The following is a 24,568-nucleotide window of genomic DNA, read 5'->3' as shown; positions in this document are numbered from 1 at the left end:
TCCGGAGATCGCTCTGGCGCTTCAACTGAACGCCTATAAACCCCGGCTTTTGTCCGGGGTTTTGTATTTGCGCAAACAAAACTTTATTTCGGTGAAGCGATGACAAAGAAAAAGGACATTCAGATCATGCGGCCGTACATGCTTTCAGCCCTTCTTGCGCTGCCGCTGCCCGCTCTTGCGGATCCCGCGATGGAATGCAGTGGTACCGGTTCCCAGATTGAGCTGCGCGACTGACTGAATGGTGACCAGACTCGCGCGAACGCCGCACTGTCACGAGCGCTCGATTATGCCCGAGAGGCGGCCGCCGATCTGGACGGCATTACAGGGCGTCAAAGTGCCAGCCCGGCGTTGGAGACAGCGCAAAAGTCCTGGGAGGCGTTTCGGGATGCTCATTGCGATTTTGTCGGCGCGACCTTCGGCGGTGGTTCCGGTACCGGTATCGCCATTCTGTCCTGTCGCATCACCCTGACGCGGGATCGGGTCGAGGCGCTGATGGACCACGCAGGATAGCGGGCGCAAAAGATCAATCTGCAGGATTCCTTTTGATCTTCGGTGAGAATCCTATATAGAGCCGCATCCACCCAAACAGACCGAGTCTTTTTGCCATGACCGCCAATGCGCCGATCACCCAAGACGTCCTGACCCTGCCCCGCAAACTGCCAGAGGGCGGCAAGATCAATCTTGTGGGCCTGACCCGCGACCAGCTGCGCGAGACCCTGATCGCGCATGGAACACCGGAAAAGCAGGCCAAAATGCGGGTGGGGCAGATCTGGCAGTGGATTTATCAATGGGGCAAGCGTGACTTTGCCGAGATGACAAACCTCGCCAAAGCTTATCGCGCTGACTTGGATGAGCATTTTGAGATTGCGACCCCGGAGGTCGTGAGCAAGCAGGTCTCGACCGATGGGACGCGCAAATATCTGGTGCGCATTGCTGGCGGTCACGAGGTTGAGGTCGTCTATATCCCGGAGGAAGGGCGCGGCACGCTCTGCATTTCCTCCCAGGTGGGGTGCACCCTGACATGTTCCTTCTGCCATACCGGCACGCAGAAGCTGGTCCGCAACCTGACCGCCGCTGAAATCGTCGGCCAGATCATGATGGCGCGTGACGATCTGGACGAATGGCCCGTACCCGGAGCCCCCAAGGACGAGACGCGTCTGCTGTCGAACATCGTGCTGATGGGCATGGGTGAGCCGCTCTACAACTTCGAAAACGTGCGCGATGCGATGAAGATTGCGATGGATCCTGAGGGGATCAGCCTGTCACGCCGTCGTATTACTCTCTCGACCTCGGGGGTGGTGCCGGAAATTGCCCGCACGGCCGAAGAAATCGGCTGCCTTCTGGCGGTGTCCTTCCATGCCACCACGGATGAGGTGCGCGACAAGCTGGTGCCAATCAACAAACGCTGGAATATCGAAGCACTTCTGGAGGCTCTGCGAGCGTATCCCCGTCTGACCAATTCGGAGCGGATCACCTTCGAGTATGTGATGCTGAATGGTGTGAACGATAGCGATGAAGACGCCCATCGCCTGGTCGAATTGATCAAGGGGATCCCGGCGAAAGTGAACCTCATCCCATTCAATGAATGGCCTGGCTCGCCTTATACGCGGTCGTCGAACAACCGGATCCATGCGTTCGCGAACATCATCTATCAGGCCGGCTATGCCTCGCCTATCCGTACCCCGCGTGGTGAAGACATTCTGGCGGCCTGTGGTCAGTTGAAATCCGCAACCGAGCGTGCGCGCAAGAGCCGTAAACAGATTGAGGCCGAGGCGGGGCTCAACCCCTGACCTCGACCTCCAGGCAGGTCCCCGGCTGCCTCAACTGAATATGAAATCCGATCCCGTTAGGGGGTCGGCATAATTGGTCAGCTCCAGCTCAAACCAATTGGAATAGGAGATGGTGGTGGTGCCGCTGTCTTTTGCGATGTCCAGCTGGTCCAGACTGGTAAGCCAAAGACCCGACAGGTCGATCACATCTGCGCCCCGACCAAAATCGGTAATCCGGTTGGTGTCGAAGGCATCAGCCTGATCAAAAACAAAGGTATCCGCACCAGTACCACCGGTCAGGGTATCGCTGCCGTCGCCGCCCACCAGCGTGTCGCGGCCAATACCACCCAACAGGTGGTCGTTGCCGGATCCGCCGTGTAGCATGTCATGCCCGCGATTGCCGTAGAGGACGTCATCATCGCTACCACCGGAATAGGCGTCGCCCCCGGTGCCGCCAATCAGGAGGTCGGCGCCATTACCGCCAAATAGGCGGTCCTCTCCCAAGCCACCGACCATCGTATCGCGCCCATCCGCGCCGCGCAGTGTGTCATCTGCTTCACGGCCCTGAACGTGGTCATGGCCGCCCTTGGCATTGATGGTGGTATTTTGATCGGTTCCGATCACCGTTTCAGAAGCATTCGTACTGCGGATGATGATCGGGTCGCTTCCGCCGCCCAGTATTTCCCATCCGGTGAAGCTATCGGAATTGCCGTAGAGATGTTGCATTGCCTGAATATCAAAGGTGCCCAATTCGGTCACATAGGCAGGGCTATGATTGTAGGTCATCACTGTGTTTTCGGGTGTGTCTGCGTGACGATCTAGTGTCAGACCGCCGTCATGAGAGTGTTGCAGTCCGAGAGTATGACCTATCTCATGCAACACCGTGACATAGCCATAGGTGCCTTTTGTCATGACGTCCGTATCAACGGTCAGGTCGCCTCGGCCAGTGAAGCCATTTCCGGACATCGCGATATTGGCCCAGCCACCAGCACTGCTGCCGGTTGTACCAAACGCATTGATCATGCCCCGGCCTTCGACTTCGATAAACCGGACCCCCGAAATATCTTCGTAGAGGGAAAGTCCTTCGCGAAAGATGTCGCGCTGATCCTCGTCAAATGACCAGTATTCCGTCGCGCCATAGGGGTCGCTTACTGCAGGGTCTGCAAGGCTACCGGTCTCTGTGAAGCTATATGTGATGATTGCCTGGGTCCCAATTTCGGCAGGGGCGTTCCAGCGAAAATGGTCACCATCAAGATAGTATAGCAGCGCTGAATAATCCGAGACTCTTGGCATGTGACCACTCCACATTGGGTTACCATCAACCTCGTCAATGAATGTGGCGCCGATACGCCCAAGATTGGGACTTTTTGCGCAGTTTTGGGACTCGCGACCTATCTGAGTGTTGCAATCTGCACTGATCTGTTCCTGTCGCTTTTTTTGCGATCCCTTTCTGAAAATGCAGTTTATTCAAAGCAATACCTGGATGTTGGAGGGTCTGGGCAGATGCTTTTCCATCAGATTCCAGAAAATGGCATTTCTGCGCCGGAAGATCATATTCAAAGCAATCCTCTTAATGACGGAAGATTAGGATGCTGATTTGATGGCTTTCGATCTCCGGTTGCCAGGCGGCGATTCTGAACTCCGTGACTTGCGGTTTTGGCTGCTGCCCAGAAATTTCCTCAATCGCGGTACATTTCTGCCATTTCGACAGGACAGTTTCCAAATCGTAGACAGTCAATGGAAGGGAAAGAGATCATGGCACGTCATACACCGGCCGCCACGCCGATTGAGCCCACCGTTTTGGATCTGGTGCGTGAAGAACGCGGCAAGGCGCTGAGCCAACGTGAATGGAAATTCCGTCTGCGTGGCTACGGCTATGCGATCAAGGATATCGAAGGGGCGCAAATTCTGACCCGCCTGCCGCATGGCAAACCGTTGGGTGCCCTGCCAGCCGAATTTGCCTGATCCATTTGCGCATCTAGCGGTCCCCGCCACGCACTTTTTCTGCGCGACGGGGAAGGTTACATGATTACTCGTCGCGACCGGGCAGGCTGTCGCGTGGTGGCGCTGGTTCCCAGTTGTCGATAACGTGGATCGCCTCCTCGGCGGTTTCCACAAAACGGAACAGATCAAGATCTTCCTCGGAAATGGTACCGGCATCCGCCAGTGCCTCCCAATTGATGATCTTTTCCCAGAAGGCACGGCCAAAAAGCAGGAATGGAACACGCTCCATCCGGCCGGTCTGAATGAGTGTCAGGGTTTCAAACATCTCATCCAGGGTGCCAAAGCCGCCTGGGAACACGGTGATGGCGCGCGCGCGCATCAAGAAGTGCATTTTCCGGATCGCAAAATAGTGGAAGTTGAAACACAGGTCGGGCGTCACATATTCATTCGGCGCCTGCTCATGCGGCAGCACGATATTGAGGCCAACCGAGGCGCCCCCGGCATCAATCGCTCCACGGTTGCCCGCCTCCATCACACCCGGGCCACCGCCGGTGACGATGACATCATTCTTGCCACCGGTGGTCATGGATTTTTCGGTCATCAGCTTTGCAAATTTGCGAGCCTCATCGTAGAAATGCGACAGGTCACGCAATGTCTTGGTGCGCGCCTTATCCTTGTCCTTGGGGGCAGGGATCCGCGCACCGCCAAACATGACGATTGTGCTTTCAATACCATGTTCATCCAGCATTAGCTGGGGCTTCAGCAGCTCCAGCTGCAACCGCACCGGGCGCAGCTCGTCGCGACAGAGAAAATCTTTATCTGCAAACGCCAGACGATACGCGGGAGATTCGGTCTGCGGTGTCGATGGCACGTGCTCGGCGCGATCCCTGTCAGAATGTGCATCCCGGAATCGGCTGTGGCGATCATCATTCATTGCAAACCTACTGTGTTATTTTTGAAAAAAGCGGAGTTCCAGTTCTACCGCTTTGGCTGTCGTGGCGCTAGCCCGGAATGGCGCGCCGACACGAAGGTGATCCATGGTGAAGCGCGGTCAGGTGTAACGAGGGCTTGCACCCGCCGGTACAGGGATTACGGTCAGCGCGCCGAGGGCAAAAGGGGACAGCATATGCATTGGACACAGGATATCAGGGCCGCTGACACGCGGATCCGCCCGTATATTCAACGCACACCGATACTCGAAACCACCGGCTTTGGATTAGATTACCCAATATCGCTGAAGCTGGAGCATATGCAGCACACCGGCAGCTTCAAGGCGCGGGGTGCCTTCAACACCCTGTTGGGCGGATCTGTGCCGGATGCGGGGCTGGTGGCGGCTTCGGGTGGAAATCATGGCGCAGCGGTTGCCTATGCGGCAAAGCGGCTTGGAGTGCGCGCGCGCGTCTATGTGCCTGAGATGGCAGGCCCTGCGAAAATTGCGCTGATCCGGGCCTGCGGCGCCGACCTGGAGGTCGTGCCGGGCGCCTATGCCAATGCGCTAGAGCAGGCGCAGGCCTATGAGCAGCAAACTGGCGCCATGCAGGTCCATGCCTACGACGCAGCTGCAACGGTGATTGGTCAGGGAACCTGTTTTGCCGAATGGGATGCCCAGGGTCTGGAGGCCGATACCCTTTTGATCGCGGTGGGCGGCGGCGGCCTCATCGCAGGCGCGATGGCCTGGTATGGTGGATCGAAGAAGATTGTGGCAGTGGAGCCCGAAACCAGCTCGGCGCTGAACGCCGCGCTTGCCGTCGGCAGGCCTGTTGATGTCGAAGTGTCGGGTGTTGCTGCAAATGCGCTTGGTGCTCGGCGAATCGGAACCCTCTGCTATGAGCTGGCACAGGGCCAATCTGATACCGTGACCTCGCTCACCGTGTCGGATGAGGCAATTAGCGCAGCGCAGAACAAACTGTGGAAGGAGCGTCGGCTTCTGGTGGAGCCGGCAGGTGCAACTGCCTTGGCAGCGCTGACCAGCGGTGCCTACCAACCCGCCCCGGATGAGCGGGTCGCTGTGCTTCTCTGTGGTGGCAATATTGCCACTGATCCGCTGGAGGCACTGAATGTACCTTCGTGAGTGCTGCGTTGGAAATTGGTTCTCTCATCGATGTTGCGGGGCCGTATCATGAGCGTCAGCGCCACAATCTCTGACCGTATTTATCATGCATTGAGCGAACGGATCGTCACAGGCGCGCTGCCAGCAGGTGAGAAACTGCGCCAGGATCACATCGCGCGTGAGTTCAATGCCAGCCATGTGCCGGTCCGCGAAGCACTCCTGCGACTGGAGGCACATGGACTGGCCCAGTCCATTCCGCGTCGGGGAATGCGGGTGACCGCTCTGGACCCATCGGAAATACGCGAGGTCATTGAAATGCGTGTCTCGTTGGAATTGCTGGCGTTGCAGAATGCCTTTGCCCATTTGGGGTCGGCAGAGCTGGAGGCGGCGGATGCCGCCCGGCTGGCCTGTGATGCTGCAACCGATATGGCTGATTGGGAGCAAAAAAATCGGGCCTTTCATCGGGTGATCCTGTCGCCCTGTGGCATGCCGCGCCTGCTGGCGACAATTGATGACCTGCATATTGCCTCCGCCCGGCATCTTTTTGCGAACTGGAAGCACCGCTGGAGTCAGCGCGTTGACACCGACCATGCCCTGATCGTGCAGGCCATGCGCCGTCGCGATGTGACCACTGCCTGCGATATTCTGCGTCGTCATTTGCGTCGCGTCCGCTAGGTGCCAGTAACTGGTACCGCGATTGGCCGCTGCGGAGAGGAATATTGACGCAATCCGCACATGACCCCATGGCAAAATGAGGGTATGTAGCAGCGAAACCAACCACACGCCGGAGAGACCCCTGATGTCCAACGCCCAGCTGGAAACCGCAATTGAGGCCGCTTGGGAGGCCCGTGACACCATCACATCCGCCACCACAGGTGAGCAGCGCGATGCGATCGAAGAGACCCTGAACGCATTGGATTCCGGCAAGCTGCGTGTGGCCGAACGTCAGGACAGTGGCGACTGGCATGTCAACCAATGGGCCAAGAAGGCCGTGCTGCTGGGCTTCCGCATTAAGGATATGGAAGAGCAATCCGGCGGCCCGCAGGGCTCCGGCTGGTGGGACAAGGTCGACAGCAAGTTCAAAGGTTGGGGTGAAACCCAATGGAAAGCGGCGGGTTTCCGTGCCGTCCCCAACTGCGTTGTTCGCAAATCGGCCTATATCGCGCCGGGCGTGGTCCTGATGCCGTCCTTCGTCAATCTCGGGGCCCATGTCGATGAGGGCACCATGGTTGACACCTGGGCGACCGTTGGCTCCTGTGCCCAAATCGGCAAGAACGTGCACCTGTCCGGCGGTGTCGGTATCGGTGGCGTGCTGGAGCCGATGCAGGCCGGTCCCACGATCATTGAGGACAATTGCTTCATCGGGGCACGCTCCGAGGTGGTCGAAGGCTGCATCGTGCGGGAAGGGTCGGTTCTGGGCATGGGCGTCTTTATCGGTCAGTCCACCAAGATCGTTGATCGTGAAACCGGCGAAGTGATGTACGGCGAAGTGCCGCCCTATTCGGTTGTTGTTGCGGGCTCTATGCCGTCGAAAAACGGCATCAATCTCTATTGTGCGGTGATCGTGAAGCGCGTCGATGAAAGAACCCGCTCCAAGACCGGGATCAACGAGCTGCTGCGCGACTGATTGCGCGGCACAGTCTGCAAAAGAAACGCGCTCTCTAGAATATTAGAGGCGCGTTTTTTGTATTAGCCGGGGCTTTGCCCCGGACCCCAGAGTATTTTCGGGAAAGATGACAGACGCTTGGCCTTGTCACGTTTCTCTAAATACTCCGGGGTGAGGCCGGAAGGCCGAGGGGCAGCGCCCCTTTTGACCTCAGAGGATGCCGGGCAGGTTCAGCCCATGCTCGCGCGCGCAGTCCTTGGCGATATCGTATCCCGCATCCGCATGGCGCATCACACCGGTTGCCGGATCGTTCCACAGAACGCGCCCGATGCGGCGCTCGGCGTCGTCACTGCCATCACAGCAGATCACCACGCCGGAATGCTGCGAAAAGCCCATGCCAACGCCGCCGCCATGATGCAGCGACACCCAGGTGGCACCCGACGCGGTGTTCAGCAGCGCATTCAGAAGCGGCCAGTCCGACACCGCGTCCGAGCCATCCAGCATCGACTCCGTTTCGCGGTTGGGCGACGCCACCGAGCCGCTATCCAGATGGTCACGGCCAATCACCACCGGCGCCGACAGCTCACCCGTGCGGACCATTTCGTTGAACGCAAGGCCCGCCTTATGACGGTCGCCGAGGCCGATCCAGCAGATCCGCGCGGGCAGACCCTGGAATGCGATGCGCTCCTGCGCCATGTCCAGCCAGCGGTGCAGGCCTTCGTTCTCGGGGAACAGTTCCTTCATCTTGGCGTCGGTCTTGCGGATATCTTCCGGGTCGCCCGAAAGTGCAGCCCAGCGGAACGGACCGATGCCGCGGCAGAACAGCGGGCGGATATAGGCAGGCACAAAGCCGGGGAAGTCGAACGCGTTCTCCAGCCCCTCCTCCAGCGCCATCTGGCGGATGTTGTTGCCGTAATCCACCGTGGGCACGCCCATCGCATGGAAATCGCACATCGCCTTAACCTGTACCTTCATCGAGGCGCGGGCGGCTTTCTCAACCGCTTTCTTGTCGCTCTCACGGCGCTCTTTCCATTCACCCATGGTCCAGCCCAGCGGCAAGTAGCCGTTGACCGGATCATGCGCCGAGGTCTGGTCAGTCACGATATCGGGGCGGATGCCGCCTGTTTCCGCGCGCTTCACCAGCTCCGGGAAAATCTCAGCCGCATTGCCCAGAAGGCCCACGGATTTCGCCTCGCCCGCCTTGGTCCAGCGCTCGATCATCTGCAGCGCCTCGTCCAGAGTTTCGGCCTTTTCGTCCAGGTATTTGGTGCGCAGGCGGAAATCGATGCTGTCGGGATTGCACTCCACCGCCAGGCAGCTGGCCCCGGCAAAAACAGCCGCCAAAGGCTGCGCGCCGCCCATGCCGCCAAGGCCGCCGGTCAGGATCCACTTGCCCTTGAGGCTGCCGCCGTAATGCTGGCGGCCCGCCTCGGCAAAGGTCTCATAGGTGCCCTGCACGATGCCCTGCGTGCCGATATAGATCCACGAACCGGCCGTCATCTGGCCGTACATCATCAGACCCTTCTTATCGAGCTCGTTGAAGTGGTCCCAATTGGCCCAATGCGGCACCAAGTTGGAGTTGGCGATCAGCACCCGCGGCGCGTCCTTGTGGGTCTGAAAGACGCCAACCGGCTTGCCGGACTGCACCATCAGGGTCTGGTCTTCTTCTAGGTTTTTCAGGGTCTCGACGATCAGGTCGAAATCCTGCCAGGTGCGCGCGGCGCGGCCGATGCCGCCGTAGACCACCAGCTCATGCGGGTTTTCGGCCACATCGGGATGCAGGTTGTTCATCATCATCCGCATCGGCGCCTCGGTCATCCAGGACTTGGCGGTGATTTCCGAACCGGTGGGCGGGAAGATGTCGCGGGTGTTCTTGCGGGGATCGCTCATGCCGAGGGCCTCCAGTTTTTGAGATCAGTCAGAATTTTGGTGAGATGGGTGCGCAGGTTGTCCGCGCGCTCCGGCAGATAGGTCCAGGGGGCGCTTTCCTGGCAGTAGGTGGCCTGCGCCAGTTCCATCTGGATCGCATGCAATCCCTCCGCGGGCCGCCCGTAATGGCGGGTGGTCCAACCGCCCTTGAAACGGCCGTTGAGGGTCGAGGTATAGCCCTCTGCCGCCGCGCAACGGGCCACGGTCAGCGCCTCGATTTCAGGCGCGCAGGTGGTGCCCAGATTGGTGCCAGTGTTAAAATCCGGCAGACGGCCCTCAAACAGGAACGGGATATCGCCGCGGATCGAATGGCAGTCATAAAGGATGGCAAAGCCGTGGATCGCCTTCACCCGCTCCAGTTCTGCCGTCAGCGCCGCGTGGTACGGCGCATGATAGAAGTCGCGGCGGCGGCTGATTTCCGCCTTGTCCGGCGCCATGCCTTCGCGCCAGATCGGTAGCCCGTCGAAGTCGGTCAGGGGCGCCAATGTGGTGGTATTTTTCCCAGGATAGAGACTGATTCCGGTGGGGTCGCGGTTCACGTCGATCACATAGCGATGGATGGGGGTGCGAACGGTAGTGATGTCCTCCACCAGTTCTGCATAGAGATTATGGATATGCCAATCGGTATCGGCCAGCGCCCTGCCCGCTTCGTTCAGGCACTCCCAGATGTCCGGCGGCACATCGGTGCCGGTATGGGGCAGCCCCAGCACCAGCGGCGATACGCCTTGGGTCACTTCAATCATGCCGTCACCTTCACACCGGCAGCTTCCGCAACACGGCCCGCGCGAACCATGGCGCTTGCATCTTCGATGTCCGGTGCCAGATAGCGATCCTCGGCCAGCGCCGGGATGTCTTTGCGCAGCATCGCCAATACATCCTGCAGGCGCGCCGAGGTCTGCAGCGGCGCGCGCGCCTCCACCCCTTGCGCGGCACAGAGCATTTCAACGCCGAGGATCACCGACAGGTTGGCGTTCATCCGTCCCAGCCGCAGCGCGCCATGGGCGGCCATAGACACGTGGTCCTCCTGGTTCGCCGAGGTCGGGGTCGAGTCGGTCACGCAGGGGTTGGCCAGATGCTTGTTCTCGCTCATCAGTGCCGCAGTTGTCACCTCCGCGATCATAAAGCCCGAGTTCAGCCCCGGATCCGGCGTCAGGAACGGCGGCAGGTCGTGGCTTAGGGTCGGGTCGACCATCAACGCCACCCGGCGCTGCGCGATGGCGCCGATCTCAGCCACCGCCAGCGCGATCTGGTCAGCGGCAAAGCCGACGTATTCCGCATGAAAGTTGCCGCCCGAAACAATGCGTCCCTCGTTCACCAGCACCAGCGGATTATCCGTGACGGCATTGGCCTCAATCTCCAGCGTTTTAGCGGCCATCCGCAGCACGTCCAGCGCCGCACCCACCACCTGCGGCTGGCAGCGGATGCAATAGGGATCCTGCACCCGGGTATCGTCCTCGCGGTGGCTTTCGCGGATTTCCGAACCGTCCATGATCTCCCGCATCTGCTGTGCTACGTCGATCTGCCCGGCATGGCCGCGCAGGGTGTGGATATCGGCGATCAGCGGCGCGGTGGAGCCCATGATGGCGTCCGTCGTCAGCGATGCGATGGTCATCGAGGCCTCAGCCATGCGCCAGGCGTCAAACAGCCCGGCCAAGGCGCAGGCAGTCGAGAACTGGGTGCCGTTGATCAGCCCCAGGCCTTCCTTGGGACCCAGAACAATAGGCTCTAATCCGGCCTTTTTCAGCGCTTCTGCACTGGACATGCGGGTGCCGTCATACGTGGCCTCCCCTGCCCCGATCATCGCCGCCGCCATATGCGCCAGCGGCGCCAGGTCGCCCGAAGCGCCTACGGACCCTTGCGACGGGATCACCGGTACCACGCCATGCGCCAGCATCTGTTCGATCTGATCAATCACCAGCCAGCGCACACCCGATGCACCACGCCCCATCGACAGCAGTTTCAGCGTCATCATCAGCCGGGTCTTGTCCTCCGGCAGCGCCTCCCCTACTCCGCAGCAATGCGACAGGATCAGGTTGCGCTGCAGGGTGGCGGTGTCTTCCGGTGCGATCTTGGTCGAGGCCAGTTTGCCGAAGCCGGTGTTAATGCCATAGACCGCCTCTTGTCCGGCAGCGGCATCTGCCACCATCTGCGCCGCAGCTTCCACCGGTTCACGGGCCGAAGACGCCAGCTTGGCCGGGGTCAGGTTGCGGTAGATATCTTCCAGCGTGGACAGGGTCACTGTGCCGGGGATCATCTCGATCATTGGTTGCCCTCATAGATACGGGTGTAAAGCGGGTTGAAGCCGATGCGGTAGGCCAGCTCGCCGGGCGTTTCCACGTCCCAGACCGCCAGATCGGCGCGCATGCCGGCAGAAATCTGACCGCGGTCTGTCAGCCCCAGCGCGCGGGCGGCGTTGCAAGTGACGCCTGCCAGCGCCTCCTCCGGCGTCATGCGGAACAGGGTGCAGCCCATGTTCATGGTCAGCAGCAAAGAGGTCAGCGGCGAGGAGCCAGGATTGCAGTCCGTCGCCAGCGCCATCGGCACGCCATGGCTGCGGAAATGCCCAATCGGCGGCGCCTGGGTTTCGCGGATGGTGTAAAACGCACCCGGCAGGATCACAGCAACAGAACCCGCAGCGGCCATCATCTTGGCGTCGTCTTCGGTGGCGTATTCCACGTGATCGACTGACAATGCACCATATTGTGCTGACAGCGCGGTACCGCCCTGATGACTCAACTGTTCGGCGTGTAGTTTCACTGGCAGACCCAGCTCCCGTGCCGCCTTGAACACCCGTTCGATCTGCGCGGGCGCAAAGGCGATGTTCTCGCAGAAGCCATCAACCGCATCGACCAGCCCTTCGGCATGGGCCGCACGTAAGGCGGGAATGCAGACCTCGTCTATATAGGCATCATCGCGGCCTTTGTATTCGCCGGGCGTGGCATGCGCGCCAAGGAAGGTGGTGTTCACCGTCACCGAACGCAGTACTGCCAGTCGCCGGGCGGCGCGAAGCATGTTCAGCTCGGTTTCGCGGTCTAGCCCATAACCGGATTTCACCTCAACCACTGTCGCGCCCTCAGCGATCAGCGCATCAAGCCGCGGCAGCGCGCCCTGCACCAGATCCTCCAGCGATGCGGTGCGGGTTGCGGATACGGTCGAGACGATGCCGCCTCCTGCACGTGCGACGTCTTCGTATGATGCACCATTCAGGCGCATCTCGAACTCCATCGCCCGGTTGCCGCCAAAGACGATATGGGTGTGGCAGTCGATCAGGCCGGGTGTGACCAGACGCCCCCCCATCGAGACGCGCGGCCAATCTGAATAGTCCTTGGGCAGCTGCGCCTCAGACCCGCACCAACGGATCCAGCCGTTTTGTACAACAATCAAACCGTCAGGAACCAACCCGTAGGCAGGATCACTTCCAGTCATCGTTGCCAGTGTCGCATCACAGATCAGATAGGAATCGGTGTCGCCCATGGCATCCTCGCAAAAACGCTTGATAGGGGGAATGTATGGATCTAATGATATTATGTCTATACATATGGGGATCTGATGCAGACAATTTTTGCCCAACACGCGCGGATGCCTCAGGGCTGGGTTACCGATCTGCGGCTCACGATTGAGGCAGGGAAGATCGCAACGCTTGAGCCCGGTGCGGCTGTGCAGCCGCAGGATCATCGGGTCGGGGCGTTGGTGCCGGCACTGGCCAACCTGCATTCTCATAGCTTTCAGCGGGCGATGGCAGGAATGACCGAAACCCGCGTGTCCGGGCGGGACAGCTTCTGGTCCTGGCGCAAGCTGATGTATCAATTCGTCGATCACCTGACGCCTGAGCAATATGAGGCGATTGCCGCGCTTGTTTTCATGGAAATGCTGGAAGCAGGGTATGCGTCGGTGGGGGAATTCCACTATGTGCATCATCAGCCGGGCGGTCAGCCCTATGAGGTGCTGGGTGAGTTGAGCCATCGCGTGTTTGCCGCTGCGGATTTGACCGGAATCGGACTGACTCATCTGCCGGTGCTGTATACTTACGGCGGCGCGGGGCAGGCACCTTTGGGCGGTGGGCAGCAACGGTTCGGCAATGATGTGACGCGCTATGCAAACCTTCTGTCCGACTGTCGCACCACTGCGCGTGAGCTTTTGCCGATGGATGCGCGGGTTGGCATAGCGCCCCATTCACTGCGTGCGACCGCGCCGGATGAACTGGCCGAGGTGCTCACCTTGCGTGCAGAAAGCCCGGTTCACATCCATATCGCTGAACAGCCGCAGGAGGTCGCAGATATCGGCGGATGGCTGGGAGAGCGACCGGTGCAGTGGTTGCTGAACAACTGCGCGGTCGATAAGGATTGGTGCCTCATCCACGCGACTCATATGACGGAGAGGGAAACCCATGACCTGGCGCGCAGCGGGGCGGTGGCTGGGCTCTGTCCGATAACCGAGGCAAATCTGGGTGACGGGCCGTTTAATGGCGTATTGTTCCAGAACAATGGCGGTCGCTTCGGTGTGGGGTCGGATTCAAATATCAGAATTTCCCTCAGCGAAGAACTGCGGCTGCTGGAATACTCGCAACGGCTGCGTGATCTCGCCCGCAACGTGATGGTGCCGGAGGAAGGATCTGTCGGCGCGACCCTCTATCTTGGTACGGCTTGCGGGGGTGCTCAGGCTCTGGGGCGTGACGCCGGCCGACTTGCAGTTGGGGCACTGGCGGATCTGATGGCCTTTGACACCACCGATGTCACACTCTGCGCATTGCGCCCGGATCAGTTTCTGGATGGGCTGTGTTTTGCTGCCGACGATTCTGTGGTTCGCGATGTCTGGTCGGCGGGGCGCCACGTAGTGAGCGGCGGACGCCATGCGAACCGCGAACAGATTATCGCCCGCTATAACTCTGCAGTGGCTGCGCTTCTTAGCGCGCTTTGATGGCACATGGGGTTGCGGCACAGGATGGCCTGTGGCAGCGGTTGAGCAGGATACCAGCGGGGGCAGACGCATGACAGAACGGACAAAGACCGGCTTTCAGGATGTCCGTGATGAGGTGCTGAAACGCATTCAGGACCGGGTCTGGGGGCAGGGTGATCTTCTGCCAACCGAACAGGATCTTGCAGAAGAATTTGGTTGCGCCCGCGCCACAGTAAATCGTGCGCTGCGAGAGTTGGCTGACCGCGGCATCATCGACCGCAAACGCAAAAGCGGCACACGGGTGGCAGTGTTACCCGTGAAACAAGCCAAGCTCGAGATCACCCTGACCCGCCAGTTGGTTGAGGATCGCAACGCCATCTACCGCTATGCGCTGGTGCATCGGGAGGAGATCTCGGCTCCGGGATGGCTGGCCTCGCAGCTTCAGCTGGCTGCGGACACTCCTGTGCTACATATCCGTGCGATGCACTATGGAGACAATCAACCGTTTCAGTTCGAAGATCGCTGGATCAACATTGCAGCAGTACCCAGCGTTGCAGAGGCCGATTTCAGTACGGTCGGGCCCAATGAATGGCTATTGGCCGAGGTGCCGTTTTCGACGGCGGAACTCAGCTTCGGGGCGATCGCTGCTGATGCGGCGCTTGCCGAATACCTTGCTTGCCCGATTGCTGCGCCGTTGTTTCAGATGGAACGCACGACGTGGTTTCAGGCGCAGCCGGTGACCTTTGTCAGGATGAGTTTTCATCCGGGCTATCAGATGCGCAGCCGCTACTGAACGGGCGCGTTGCTGCGCTTAGCCGGTTGGCTTGTATTGACCAAGCCCCCGTCACGGGGATATGGCGAGCGCATGGAAAAAAAGAAAATCTCCCGTCAGCAGGTCTACACGCTCGTGGTGCAGATCGGGCGCAAGGAAGGCGATGGCCTTCCCGAAGGGGCAACTGGTGCGGCCCTAATGATCTACGCTTCTGGCGTTGATGAGGCTGAGGCCGTGCGTGAAACCGTTGCAATCCTGAAGCAGGCCGACACCGCGCCACTTGATGTCACCGGCTATGGGACTTTGGCTGAGCGTGAGGCCGAGGATCAAGACATCTCGGACGAGGAGCGCGAGCTTATGCAGCGTGCGCTGGACGAGAATTCGGTGATCGTCGCGCAGATGACGCCGTTTTTCGAGGATGGGCCTGCAACCCTGCACTGACGGCGGGCGTGTCTCTGGCGTCAGTGGCTATAGTGGGGTCGTGGACCAGACCACCTTGGTCAGATTTGGTCAGGGCGCCTTGCCGAACCACTTGCGATAAATGTCGCCATATTCCCCGTTTTCGCGCAGGGCCAGCAGGGCGCGGTTGATCTCTTCCAGATGCGGCGAGCCGTCCGGCAACAACAGGCCATAGTCCTCGCGCAGGAACACCTGGCCGACCGCACGTCCATGCAGGCGACCGTTGTCTTCCATATAGTGATCCAGAACGGGCGCATCGAACACCACGACCCGTGTGTTGCCGGTTTCGAAATCGTGCAGCAGTGAGGCCAGATCCGAGAACCCGCGATAGCTGATGTCGCGCCGCTCAAGGAAGCGCGCGGCTGTGGACTCCGCGAGGGTGCCGACGTCCTTGTCGTAGAGATCGTTGACAGAATTGATGGACCCGCTGATCGCCTCAACCGTCATGACGGCGGTGATCTTAGCCACGAAGAGGGACACCACGAATAGTGAGGAAACAACGAGAATCACGCCAAAGATCCGCCCAATCGGGGTGCGCGGTACCCGCTCCTCAAACCCGCCGTTGACGACCAGGTTCAGGGCCCACCAGAATGACGGGAACCAGGCCTCTTTCAGGGGCCGGTCGAAATAGGGCTGTGCGCGCCGCTCCAGCCCCCACATCAGCATGCCACCGCCCATCAGCAAGACGACCGCAATGGCGATGGCAATCATCAGATCGGCGGAGAACAGCACCCGGATCAGTGACGGGGCACGTACGTCAGCCGCCGCCACCATGATCCGCAGACCGCTTTCGAAAATTGGGTGGCTGAAATCCATATCGGTTTCGCGCGCTGCCGTGATGGAGATATTGGCCGCCGCCATATCCACCTCGCCAGTGCGCACCATTTCCAGCATTTCGCCAAAGGTATCGGTGCGGACGAGCTGATAATCCCAACCCAACCGGTCGGTCAGGCTACGCACCAGATCAATAGAGAACCCGGTCTCACGGTCCCCTTCCATCATCGAAAATGGAGGTCGCGTTACGGTGCTGACGGTCAGGGTTTCGGCAGTCGCCGCGAGCCCCCACAACAGGTAGATCAGAACAAAAGGAGCAAAAAAACGGCGCAACGGAACGATAGAACCCCATGAGACATCATTCGTTTTGTCCTTAGAATGTCCCAAAGCCTCAGGCAAGTGTCGCGGTCAGGCGATGCGCCGTTCTGCCAAAACTGCGGCATCAAAGCTGCGCAGCAACGGGGCCGGATCCAAGGCATGTTCGGGGATTGTATTGCGATCCAGATGGGACAGCGCGCTGGCCTCATAGGCGCTGCGCTTTCTTCGCAGGCGACCCAAATACAGGCTTTCGACGGCCGTGCCCGCTGCGATGAAGCGCTGATGACGTGGCAGTATCAGTTGGATCAGTTCGATCAATGGGCAAGGACTGTCAGTTCTGCCGTGCAGCGCAACCGTCGTTGGTGCGGCCACCGCAGTTCCCTGAAGCATCTCCGCCGTCAGTCGAACATCCGGGCGACCAAAGAGGTAATCCACATCCGTGCCGGAGATCACCAGCCGCTGTTGTGGCGCCAGCAAAAGATCCTCTGTCAGCCCAAAGAATGGCGCCCGCAGACGCATGGGGGCATCGTGACCGATGGCTGGGACGCGGCGGTCGATGCGATGCAGAACAGGCACAGCATCGCCCTCGGGTGTCAGCACCAGATCTCCGCGTCGCAGCTGTCCCAGCGATGTCTCTCCATCGGGGGTGGCAATCTTTGTCTCTGGTATCAGCCCGGCAAGCGGCGTTAACGGCACAATGTCAGAGTTCAGCGAAACGGCCCGCAGTCCGCAGACCTCCGCCGTGGCTGGCAGCAGCGACAGCAGTGTTTTTGCGTCCCGCACCCGCAATGGTGGAGGCGATGAAATGTCCACGGTCGCGATGTTTCCGCCCGAACCGGTCATCAGCGCCAACCGCCCCCAGCGCAACAGGCTGTCCCAGGAATAGACCAGCCGCGCTGCATCGCTTTCGGTGCTAAGAGCGGTGTCGGCAATGATCCGGTGCTCCAGTTCGCAGCCCGGTTGGCAAAGGGTCAGCGTGATGCCACGGCCCAGATTTCGCTTCACACGCAGCAGGAGGGGCCAGCCCTCCGGATCCTCTATTGTTCGCTCCAGCAGCAGCAGATCACCGCTTGGGCGCGCCTCATCCAGAGACAGATCCAGACAGAGGCTACCCCTTGTCATCAAGGCGTTGTCGGGGCCACCGGGACAGCGGCTGTTTTGGGGCGTCGCCAAGGCGATCCCCTTCCGGTCGATGCTATGTGCCGCCACCCAACTCATCTGATCAGCGCGCATCAAGTGTGGCTGAGAGCAGGCGCGCCTCATAGCTGCGCAGGCTGGGGCGGACTGCCGGGCCATAGCCCTCGCCGGTGCAGGGGTCGAGGTCTGGGAACAGCGCTTGCAGTTCGTTCAGGACGTCATGGTCGAACTGCCGACTGGTTTGCGGACCGGGCAGGAAGCTCTCGGTCACCAATCCCTCGCTGGTGACAAGCTGGTGATCATCGAACAGCACATGGACATAGGTGACCTCACCGCCAGGCTTGCGTGTGATCGAATGATCATTGATCAGATCTTTGGCCGCGACCAGCACCTCATGCGCGCCAAACAGCATTTCCGCAATCCCGTTGCTCAGCAATACGCGGTGCTGTGGCGACACCCAGAGGTCGTTATGATTGCCAAGCGCGCCAGCCCTGATTCGAATCGGCGCAAAACGGCCCTGCGCCTGCACACGCCGCGAGCCGATCCAGCGCAGGGGTTGCAAGCCATCGTCACGGGTCATGACAAGATCACCGGGTTGCAGAGTTTCGACAGAGACCAGCCCCCTATCCGTCAACAGGCGGCTGCCGGCCACGAAACAGGGGATGCTTGTTGCCTCCACATAGCCGACATCGCTGTTGGTGCCATTGCTGGCCGTATAGGTGAAGGCGAAGTCTTCCACATCGCCGTCACCGATCAGGGTCAAGGTGCCATTTGCGTTGAGCTGGACCTGCTGGCCGGTGCCCAGTGTAATCACATCCCCTGCAACAACGGCGGTGCCGTTGATATGTGTGATGGTCAGTGCTGTTGCAGAGTTGTTGGTATCATTGGCCAGTACATTGACCACCCGCGATCCGTTGGCGTCAACGCGGACGGTGTCGGTTTCTGCGATCACATCGGTCTGCGCGGAGTCTGCGGCGATCAGCAGGTTACTGTCATAGCTGCCGTCCGACACATCGGCGATGCCGATCCGGATGGTGTTTTCCACACCGGGATCGACCTGCATGGTCAACGTCATGGTGACGGTCAGACCGTCCATTTCAGTGTTGTAGTCGTCGTTGGCGTTGTCGAGGTAGATGTTGGAATTATTGCCGGAGTTCACATTGCCCGGATCCGCGTCGCCATTGCCGATCTCCAGGTTCACCATCTGGCCATTTACCCAAACGCCGACGAAATCCTGAAACACCGAGTCCTGGTATTCAGGGTACTCCTCAGAGGCAAAGACGAACTGCAGCGTCATGACCGAGCCATCGGGCACAAACGTTACATCCAGATAAGAGGCGTCGAACGTCCGTGTGCCAGCGGCCGCGTTGAAGGCGGGATCATCGTTGGGACCGTCGCTGGCGGTGGTCTGATTGTTGGACTGATTGGCCTCACCGGTCGAGTTGGTATAGGCGCTGGCCTGGCCTGTGGAGAGGATGATGCCGGTATCGGAGGGCGTCGCGCCGGGTGCAATCGTATCGCCGTCGGAATAAATCGCCGAGGCTCGGGTATCGCCGGTGTAGCTGGCGTTTACCACCTGCACACTATCGCCAAAGATAGTCTCGGCCATCTGTTCCGCAGTGGCGTTGATGTTGTATGTCAGCTCGGATGCTGCAACCATTGCTCTGTCTCACCTCTGCACGATGAGGCACCGCATGGTTCCGGTACATGGCACCGCTACGACGGTTGCCGATTGCGTCCCGCTCCCCTCCAATAAAGATGAGATAACGCGCTGTCCGGTCTGCTCTGTGGCCCCGTTGTTACGGTGGTTTCACAGCATCTGATGCTCTGCCTCGAGTCGTAATTAAGGTTTCATTAACATTTTCACCGGCGGTTTGTCCGGCCCGCTCGGACGGTACGGCGGAATAACGCAGGTCTGCGCGGCATTTACGCCACAAACCGGTTGCCGGGGCTGAGGTAGTCGCGCGGTGGGCTTGTGGCATCGGCTTTCGTAGGGCGTGGAGGTTTGCACCATGGCCTGAACCGGGGTAGCCAGAGGTCGCAGACCAGGGCCAGAGACTCGCGGCCCATATCCGGAGGATCCAAATGACGCATTCGCCACTCGACCCGCAACAGTTGACCGCCGATCTGATCCGCTGTGCCTCTGTCACACCGGAGGAGAGCGGTGCGCTGGTCCTTCTGGACAAGGTGCTGAGTGCGGCTGGCTTTACCTGTACCCGTGTGGATCGTGGCGAGGTCAGCAATCTGATTGCCCGCTGGGGTGACAAGGGGCACCCGCGCACCATGGGCTTCAATGGTCATACCGATGTGGTGCCGGTAGGTGACACGAATGCCTGGACCGTTGACCCTTTTGGTGCCGAGGAGAAAGACGGTTTTCTCTATGGACGTGGGGCGACTGACATGAAATCGGGCGTCGCCGCCTTTGTGGCTGCTGCTATTGATTTGGTTCAGACCACACCGCCCGATGGGGCCATTCTCCTGACCATCACCGGAGACGAAGAAGGTGATGCCATCGATGGTACGACCGCGTTGCTGGACCACATGGACCGCGAGGGCGAACAAATGGCTGTCTGTCTGGTGGGAGAGCCGACCTGCCCCGATGAGATGGGTGAGATGATCAAGATCGGGCGTCGCGGGTCGCTGTCCGCCTGGTTCACGGTCACCGGCGTGCAAGGTCATTCGGCCTATCCTCACCGCGCCAAGAACCCGCTGAATGCTATGGTGCGCCTGATGGACCGCCTTGCCAGCCACGAGTTGGATCAGGGCACGGAGCATTTTGATGCCTCCACCCTTGCGGTGGTGACTATCGATACCGGCAACCCGGCTACCAATGTCATTCCCGCGCAGACGCGCTCCACGGTCAATATCCGTTTTAACGATGCCCATACCGGCGCGGAGCTCAGCGATTGGCTGCGCGCAGAAGCGGCGCGTGCGGCAAAGGATTTTGGTGTTGATATCGCGGTGGAAATCAAAGTCTCCGGCGAGAGTTTCATCACGCCGCCAGGGCCGCTGTCCGATCTTGTCAGCGCCGCAGTCGAGACCGAGACCGGTCGCAAACCTCAGCTGTCCACCACTGGCGGGACCTCGGATGCGCGGTTTGTCAAAAACCACTGCCCGGTGGTTGAAGTAGGTTTGGTCGGAAAAACGATGCATCAGGTCGATGAACGGGTGGAAATTGCCCAGATCCACCAGCTCAAATCGATTTATGGCCGCATCCTGCGCGATTATTTCGACCAAAACTGACCGAATATCAAAAGTGATACCTGAACAGCGCGCGCCCGGGCAATGACGTCTGCGGCGCGCTTTTCACGATGACCTTGGGGGCTGGGCGTGGTAGCTCAGAAATATGACCCGTATTCCTTCCAAGGCCGAGATCCTCGACTGGATCGCAGCCCATCCGACCCATACCTCAAAACGTGACATTGCCAAAGCATTCGGCATCAAAGGCTCAGACAGAATCGATCTGAAACGGATCCTCAAAGAGCTTGAGGCCGAAGGCCATCTGGAAAAGCGTAAAAAGACCTACCGTGACCCTGAGCGACTGCCCCCGGTAAGCGTGCTGCAGATCAAAGCACCGGATGGAGATGGTGATCTATTCGCGCGGCCGCTGGAATGGCATGGGGAAGGCGTCGAACCCGTCGTGCTGGTGATGCCGCGTGCGTCGGACCCTGCGCTGGGTGAGGGGGACCGCATTCTGGCCCGCCTGACGGTTGTTCAGGATGCCGAGTATCATTACGAGGCCCGGTTGATCCGCCGCATCGGCACCAATCCGCGCCGGGTGATCGGCATCTTCCGCAAAGGTGATGAGGGCGGGCGTATCGTGCCCATCGATAAATCAGCCTCCACGGAGTGGGCCGTTGCTGAAAACGCCACCCATGGCGCGCGCGACGGCGAACTGGTGGAGGCGGAACAGGCCGGACCGAAATCGCGTCTCGGACTGCCGCGCGCCCGCGTTGTCGACCGTCTTGGTGATCCGTCAGCGCCCAAGGCCGTGTCGCTGATTGCGATTCATCAGCATGGTATTCCTGACCATTTCCCCGATGAGGTCATCGCGGAGGCCGATGCGGCCAAACCTATGGGCCTGAAGGGGCGCGAAGATCTGCGAGATCTGCCGTTGATCACCATCGACCCTGCGGATGCGCGTGATCATGACGACGCCTGCTATGCCCATGCCGATGATGATCCCAAGAACCCCGGTGGCCATGTCATCTGGGTCGCGATTGCCGATGTCGCGGCCTATGTGCAGCCGGGCTCGATGCTGGATCGCGAGGCGCGCAAACGTGGCAATTCCAGTTATTTCCCGGATCGGGTTGTGCCCATGCTGCCGGACCGGTTGTCAGGCGATCTTTGCAGCCTGCACGAAGGGGTGCCGCGGGCCTGCGTTGCAGTGCGGATGCAGATTGATGCAGACGGCAACAAAATCGCCCATCGCTTTGTGCGGGGCTTGATGCGGTCGGCGGCATCCCTGCATTACGCTGAAGTGCAAGAGGCGATGGATGGCGCGCCAACTGATCGCACAGGTCCCTTTTTAGAGCCTGTTATCAAGCCGCTTTACGCCGCCTACGCTGCGCTGGTCAAAGCCCGGGCAGAGCGTCAGCCTCTGGATCTGGACCTGCCGGAACGCAAAATCGTTTTGGATGAGAAAGGTACTGTCGCATCGGTGAATTTCCGCGACCGTCTGGACGCTCATAAACTGATTGAAGAATTCATGGTGCTGGCCAATGTGGCAGCGGCGGAAACCCTGATCAAGAAACGCACGCCGCTGTTGTTCCGCGTGCATGAGGAACCATCCCCAGAGAAGCTGGAAGCGCTGCGTGAGACCGCCCGTGCGGCGGGGCTTGCGTTGGCCAAGGGGCAGGTCCTACAGACCCGCCACCTGAATGCGCTGCTGCACGGGGCAGCCGGGACCGATGATGCGGAACTGATCAATATCTCGACCCTGCGATCCATGCAGCAGGCTTATTATGGTCCGGAGAACTTCGGCCATTTCGGTCTGGCCTTGCGCAATTATGCACATTTCACGTCGCCCATCCGCCGTTATGCCGATCTGATCGTACACCGCGCCCTGATCACCGCTCATGGTTGGGGAGATGACGGGCTGGACACCGCCGAGATCGAACGGCTGGAACAGACCGCGACCCATATCTCGGAGACCGAGCGCCGGTCTATGATGGCAGAACGGGACACCACAGATCGCTATCTTGCCGCCTATCTGGCGGAACGGGTCGGCAATGAATTCGAGGGTCGTATCAGCGGCATTGCCCGCTTTGGCGCCTTTGTGAAACTGGATGAAACCGGGGCCGATGGTCTGGTGCCTGTGCGTTCTATCGGGCGGGAGTTTTTCCATTTTGACGCCGAAGCCGGGACCCTAATGGGCGCCGATACCGGTCTGATCATCGCCATCGGTCAGCGGGTGAAGGTGCGGTTGGCACAGGCCACTCCGGTGACCGGAGGGCTGGAACTGGAGCTTCTGTCGATCGAGGACAAACCGATGCCAGCGGGCGGCGGTGGCGGGCGACGCAGCCCGGCGGGTCGATCCGTGAAACGCAAATCCGCCAAGGCGAAGGCGAAGCGCAGCAAGATCAAGCGCAAGGTGGAACGCAAGCGCCGCAGCTGACCTGGCTGCGCTTCGCGGTCCTAGTTGAATCGGTCCGGGTCCCTGCGGGCCCGGTCAGTGGCAGCTTTGGATTTGTGATAGGTCAATGCGTGACGGATCAGCCAGCCGTGGCGAAGGGGCTCCACCTCCTCGACACGGTTGAACAGGACGCCACGGGTCCCGTCGAATCTGTCCCAGGCTGGAAAACGATTGGCAAAATTGTCGATCACCCGGCTCTGGCAGTGAACCAGCAACGCAAATCGCGCCTGATTGGACCGGCCCAGACGCAGCGGGGTGCCCAGCCCGGCGCGCGCGGCCACATAAGACGGCTGCCCCCATTTCAAGGTCTCCGTGACCGGCCCGACATCAGGATCGCTTTCAGCCACATCAAAGATCAGCTCGCGCAATCGCAACAGGCCTTCCTGTGTGCCCGGCGGCGCCTGATCAAAAACGGCAGAAATTTCAGCGCTGGCAAAGGGGCGGGTCATGTCAGTCTGGCTCCTTGGAAGATGAGTTACCCTGTTTTAGCGGTTGCTGATGACAGAAACTGTCATCAGAGGTAGAGATGATGAACCATGTCCCGATCTCATCGTCTTTTCCAGGTTATGCAGCTGCTGCGTCAGGGGGCCGGGCCCCACACCGCCGCTAGATTGGCGCAGGATCTTGGTATTTCTGCCCGAAGTGTTCACCGTGATATCGCTACCCTGCGCGAGATGGGCGCGATTATCGACGGCGAGGCAGGCTATGGTTTCACCCTGATCGAAGACAATGCGTTGCCACCCATGGGCTTTCGCGACACTGAGCTGGAGGCGCTGGTTCTTGGCCTGCGCGAGGTTCAGCAGATTGGCGATCCCGAACTGGCCGATGCTGCCGCCGAGGCCTTGCGCAAGCTGCAGGCGCGCCTGCCGAATCGTCAGGCTCATCGGTTGCGGCATGCGGTGTTGTCTGCCTATCGGCTTCAGCGTCCACAGCCGCCGGGGATCGCCTTGGCAGACCTGCGTCGCGCGACATGGGATGAGGTCGAGGTACGGCTGGATTATTGCGATGCAAAAGGCGCCGTCACCCAACGCCATGTTAAGCCGCTCGGCCTGGTCTATTTTGATCGCTCCACCGTGCTGATTGCCTGGTGCGGCCTGCGAGACGACGTGCGGGTATTTCGCGTTGACCGGATTGCAGGGTTTGAGGCCACAGATGTCAGCTTTCGTCCCCACCGGGTGCCGATGCTGCGTGATGCCCTGGCACAGATGCGCGCCGACCTTGCAGGCTGTGCGCCGCAGGCCGACGCGGGGTCAGACGCTCCAGAGAGGTAGCGCCGCCT

General features: G+C 60.1%; 24 protein-coding genes. 14 read left to right on the top strand and 10 right to left on the bottom strand.

Annotation, left to right across the window (positions count from 1 at the left end; translation table 11 throughout):
* The first annotated feature begins 99 nt into the window (after positions 1-99).
* The 3 genes from INHI_RS21390 (at position 100) to rlmN (ending at position 1,790) form a co-directional block, all read left to right on the top strand.
* The gene (locus INHI_RS21390) at positions 100-234 is read left to right on the top strand and encodes a hypothetical protein (protein WP_275937404.1); all 135 of its coding nucleotides are present in this window, start codon (positions 100-102) and stop codon (positions 232-234) included.
* Complete coding sequence (locus tag INHI_RS21340) at positions 235-510, top strand: lysozyme inhibitor LprI family protein (RefSeq protein WP_302621425.1); 276 nt, start codon at positions 235-237, stop codon at positions 508-510. It begins immediately after the preceding gene.
* Between the two features lie 95 nt (positions 511-605).
* Complete coding sequence (gene rlmN, locus INHI_RS0115950) at positions 606-1,790, top strand: dual-specificity RNA methyltransferase RlmN (protein ID WP_014881608.1); 1,185 nt, start codon at positions 606-608, stop codon at positions 1,788-1,790.
* 30 nt (positions 1,791-1,820) lie between these two features.
* Here the strand turns inward: rlmN and INHI_RS0115945 are convergent, their stop codons facing one another.
* Entirely contained in the window at positions 1,821-3,062 is a 1,242-nt protein-coding gene (locus INHI_RS0115945; RefSeq protein WP_027248275.1) for a matrixin family metalloprotease, read from the bottom strand.
* Between INHI_RS0115945 and INHI_RS21145 the strand changes: the two genes are divergently transcribed.
* Together INHI_RS21145 and INHI_RS0115935 are read left to right on the top strand one after the other, a co-directional pair.
* Positions 3,063-3,365: a hypothetical protein gene (locus INHI_RS21145; RefSeq protein WP_155805613.1), complete on the top strand. Its 303-nt coding sequence runs from the start codon at positions 3,063-3,065 to the stop codon at positions 3,363-3,365.
* Positions 3,366-3,524: 159 nt separating this feature from the next.
* Positions 3,525-3,734, top strand: a complete 210-nt coding sequence (locus tag INHI_RS0115935) for a hypothetical protein (protein WP_027248274.1) — start codon at positions 3,525-3,527, stop codon at positions 3,732-3,734.
* Positions 3,735-3,798: 64 nt separating this feature from the next.
* On the opposite strand, the gene INHI_RS0115930 is transcribed toward INHI_RS0115935, so the two are convergent.
* On the bottom strand, positions 3,799-4,647 hold the full coding sequence (locus INHI_RS0115930) for an LOG family protein (RefSeq protein ID WP_014881611.1): 849 nt from the start codon (positions 4,645-4,647) through the stop codon (positions 3,799-3,801).
* A gap of 192 nt (positions 4,648-4,839) precedes the next feature.
* Here INHI_RS0115930 and INHI_RS0115925 point away from each other — a divergent pair, with 192 nt between their 5' ends.
* From INHI_RS0115925 to dapD, 3 genes are all read left to right on the top strand, one after another.
* A complete protein-coding gene (locus tag INHI_RS0115925) occupies positions 4,840-5,784 on the top strand; it encodes a threonine/serine dehydratase (RefSeq protein ID WP_027248273.1) in 945 nt (314 codons plus the stop codon).
* A gap of 48 nt (positions 5,785-5,832) precedes the next feature.
* Positions 5,833-6,438, top strand: coding sequence for a GntR family transcriptional regulator (locus INHI_RS0115920; RefSeq protein ID WP_014876509.1), 606 nt, complete (start codon positions 5,833-5,835; stop codon positions 6,436-6,438).
* Positions 6,439-6,562: 124 nt separating this feature from the next.
* Positions 6,563-7,390 carry a 2,3,4,5-tetrahydropyridine-2,6-dicarboxylate N-succinyltransferase gene (gene dapD / locus INHI_RS0115915; RefSeq protein ID WP_027248272.1) on the top strand — a complete coding sequence of 276 codons (828 nt, stop codon included), beginning with the start codon at positions 6,563-6,565 and terminating at the stop codon, positions 7,388-7,390.
* Between the two features lie 189 nt (positions 7,391-7,579).
* Here the strand turns inward: dapD and hutU are convergent, their stop codons facing one another.
* Genes hutU through hutI form a run of 4 tightly spaced genes read right to left on the bottom strand, consistent with a single transcriptional unit; the run spans position 7,580 to position 12,772 of the window.
* On the bottom strand, positions 7,580-9,259 hold the full coding sequence (gene hutU / locus INHI_RS0115910; protein ID WP_027248271.1) for a urocanate hydratase: 1,680 nt from the start codon (positions 9,257-9,259) through the stop codon (positions 7,580-7,582).
* Positions 9,256-10,041, bottom strand: coding sequence for an N-formylglutamate deformylase (hutG, locus tag INHI_RS0115905; RefSeq protein WP_027248270.1), 786 nt, complete (start codon positions 10,039-10,041; stop codon positions 9,256-9,258). Before hutG ends, hutU begins: the two co-directional genes overlap by 4 nt.
* Positions 10,038-11,561, bottom strand: coding sequence for a histidine ammonia-lyase (gene hutH / locus INHI_RS0115900; protein ID WP_027248269.1), 1,524 nt, complete (start codon positions 11,559-11,561; stop codon positions 10,038-10,040). The genes hutG and hutH overlap by 4 nt, the downstream gene beginning before the upstream one ends.
* Positions 11,558-12,772 carry an imidazolonepropionase gene (gene hutI / locus INHI_RS0115895; RefSeq protein ID WP_027248268.1) on the bottom strand — a complete coding sequence of 405 codons (1,215 nt, stop codon included), beginning with the start codon at positions 12,770-12,772 and terminating at the stop codon, positions 11,558-11,560. The genes hutH and hutI overlap by 4 nt, the downstream gene beginning before the upstream one ends.
* Positions 12,773-12,847: 75 nt before the next feature.
* On the opposite strand from hutI, the gene INHI_RS0115890 reads away from it, so the two are divergent.
* The 3 genes from INHI_RS0115890 to INHI_RS0115880 all read left to right on the top strand — a co-directional run bounded on the left by INHI_RS0115890 (position 12,848) and on the right by INHI_RS0115880 (position 15,407).
* Positions 12,848-14,215 carry a formimidoylglutamate deiminase gene (locus tag INHI_RS0115890; RefSeq protein ID WP_027248267.1) on the top strand — a complete coding sequence of 456 codons (1,368 nt, stop codon included), beginning with the start codon at positions 12,848-12,850 and terminating at the stop codon, positions 14,213-14,215.
* Between the two features lie 70 nt (positions 14,216-14,285).
* On the top strand, positions 14,286-14,987 hold the full coding sequence (gene hutC, locus INHI_RS0115885) for a histidine utilization transcriptional repressor HutC (RefSeq protein WP_027248266.1): 702 nt from the start codon (positions 14,286-14,288) through the stop codon (positions 14,985-14,987).
* 72 nt (positions 14,988-15,059) lie between these two features.
* Entirely contained in the window at positions 15,060-15,407 is a 348-nt protein-coding gene (locus INHI_RS0115880; RefSeq protein ID WP_014881620.1) for a DUF8846 family protein, read from the top strand.
* 69 nt (positions 15,408-15,476) lie between these two features.
* On the opposite strand, the gene INHI_RS0115875 is transcribed toward INHI_RS0115880, so the two are convergent.
* From INHI_RS0115875 to INHI_RS0115865, 3 genes are all read right to left on the bottom strand, one after another.
* Positions 15,477-16,532: a transporter substrate-binding domain-containing protein gene (locus INHI_RS0115875; RefSeq protein WP_027248265.1), complete on the bottom strand. Its 1,056-nt coding sequence runs from the start codon at positions 16,530-16,532 to the stop codon at positions 15,477-15,479.
* Between the two features lie 75 nt (positions 16,533-16,607).
* Positions 16,608-17,690, bottom strand: coding sequence for a Hint domain-containing protein (locus INHI_RS0115870; protein ID WP_254656895.1), 1,083 nt, complete (start codon positions 17,688-17,690; stop codon positions 16,608-16,610).
* A gap of 49 nt (positions 17,691-17,739) precedes the next feature.
* A complete protein-coding gene (locus INHI_RS0115865) occupies positions 17,740-19,314 on the bottom strand; it encodes a Hint domain-containing protein (RefSeq protein WP_027248263.1) in 1,575 nt (524 codons plus the stop codon).
* 425 nt (positions 19,315-19,739) lie between these two features.
* Between INHI_RS0115865 and dapE the strand changes: the two genes are divergently transcribed.
* Both dapE and rnr read left to right on the top strand, forming a co-directional pair.
* The gene (gene dapE, locus INHI_RS0115860; RefSeq protein WP_027248262.1) at positions 19,740-20,897 is read left to right on the top strand and encodes a succinyl-diaminopimelate desuccinylase; all 1,158 of its coding nucleotides are present in this window, start codon (positions 19,740-19,742) and stop codon (positions 20,895-20,897) included.
* 103 nt (positions 20,898-21,000) lie between these two features.
* On the top strand, positions 21,001-23,271 hold the full coding sequence (rnr, locus tag INHI_RS0115855) for a ribonuclease R (protein WP_027248261.1): 2,271 nt from the start codon (positions 21,001-21,003) through the stop codon (positions 23,269-23,271).
* A gap of 20 nt (positions 23,272-23,291) precedes the next feature.
* Here the strand turns inward: rnr and INHI_RS0115850 are convergent, their stop codons facing one another.
* The gene (locus INHI_RS0115850) at positions 23,292-23,738 is read right to left on the bottom strand and encodes a DUF1801 domain-containing protein (protein WP_014876523.1); all 447 of its coding nucleotides are present in this window, start codon (positions 23,736-23,738) and stop codon (positions 23,292-23,294) included.
* Positions 23,739-23,825: 87 nt separating this feature from the next.
* Here INHI_RS0115850 and INHI_RS0115845 point away from each other — a divergent pair, with 87 nt between their 5' ends.
* On the top strand, positions 23,826-24,560 hold the full coding sequence (locus tag INHI_RS0115845; RefSeq protein ID WP_027248260.1) for a helix-turn-helix transcriptional regulator: 735 nt from the start codon (positions 23,826-23,828) through the stop codon (positions 24,558-24,560).
* Positions 24,561-24,568 lie beyond the last annotated feature (8 nt).

This window comes from Phaeobacter inhibens DSM 16374 (assembly GCF_000473105.1).
GTDB classification, from domain to species: domain Bacteria; phylum Pseudomonadota; class Alphaproteobacteria; order Rhodobacterales; family Rhodobacteraceae; genus Phaeobacter; species Phaeobacter inhibens.
This window is presented reverse-complemented; position numbering and strand designations above follow the sequence as displayed.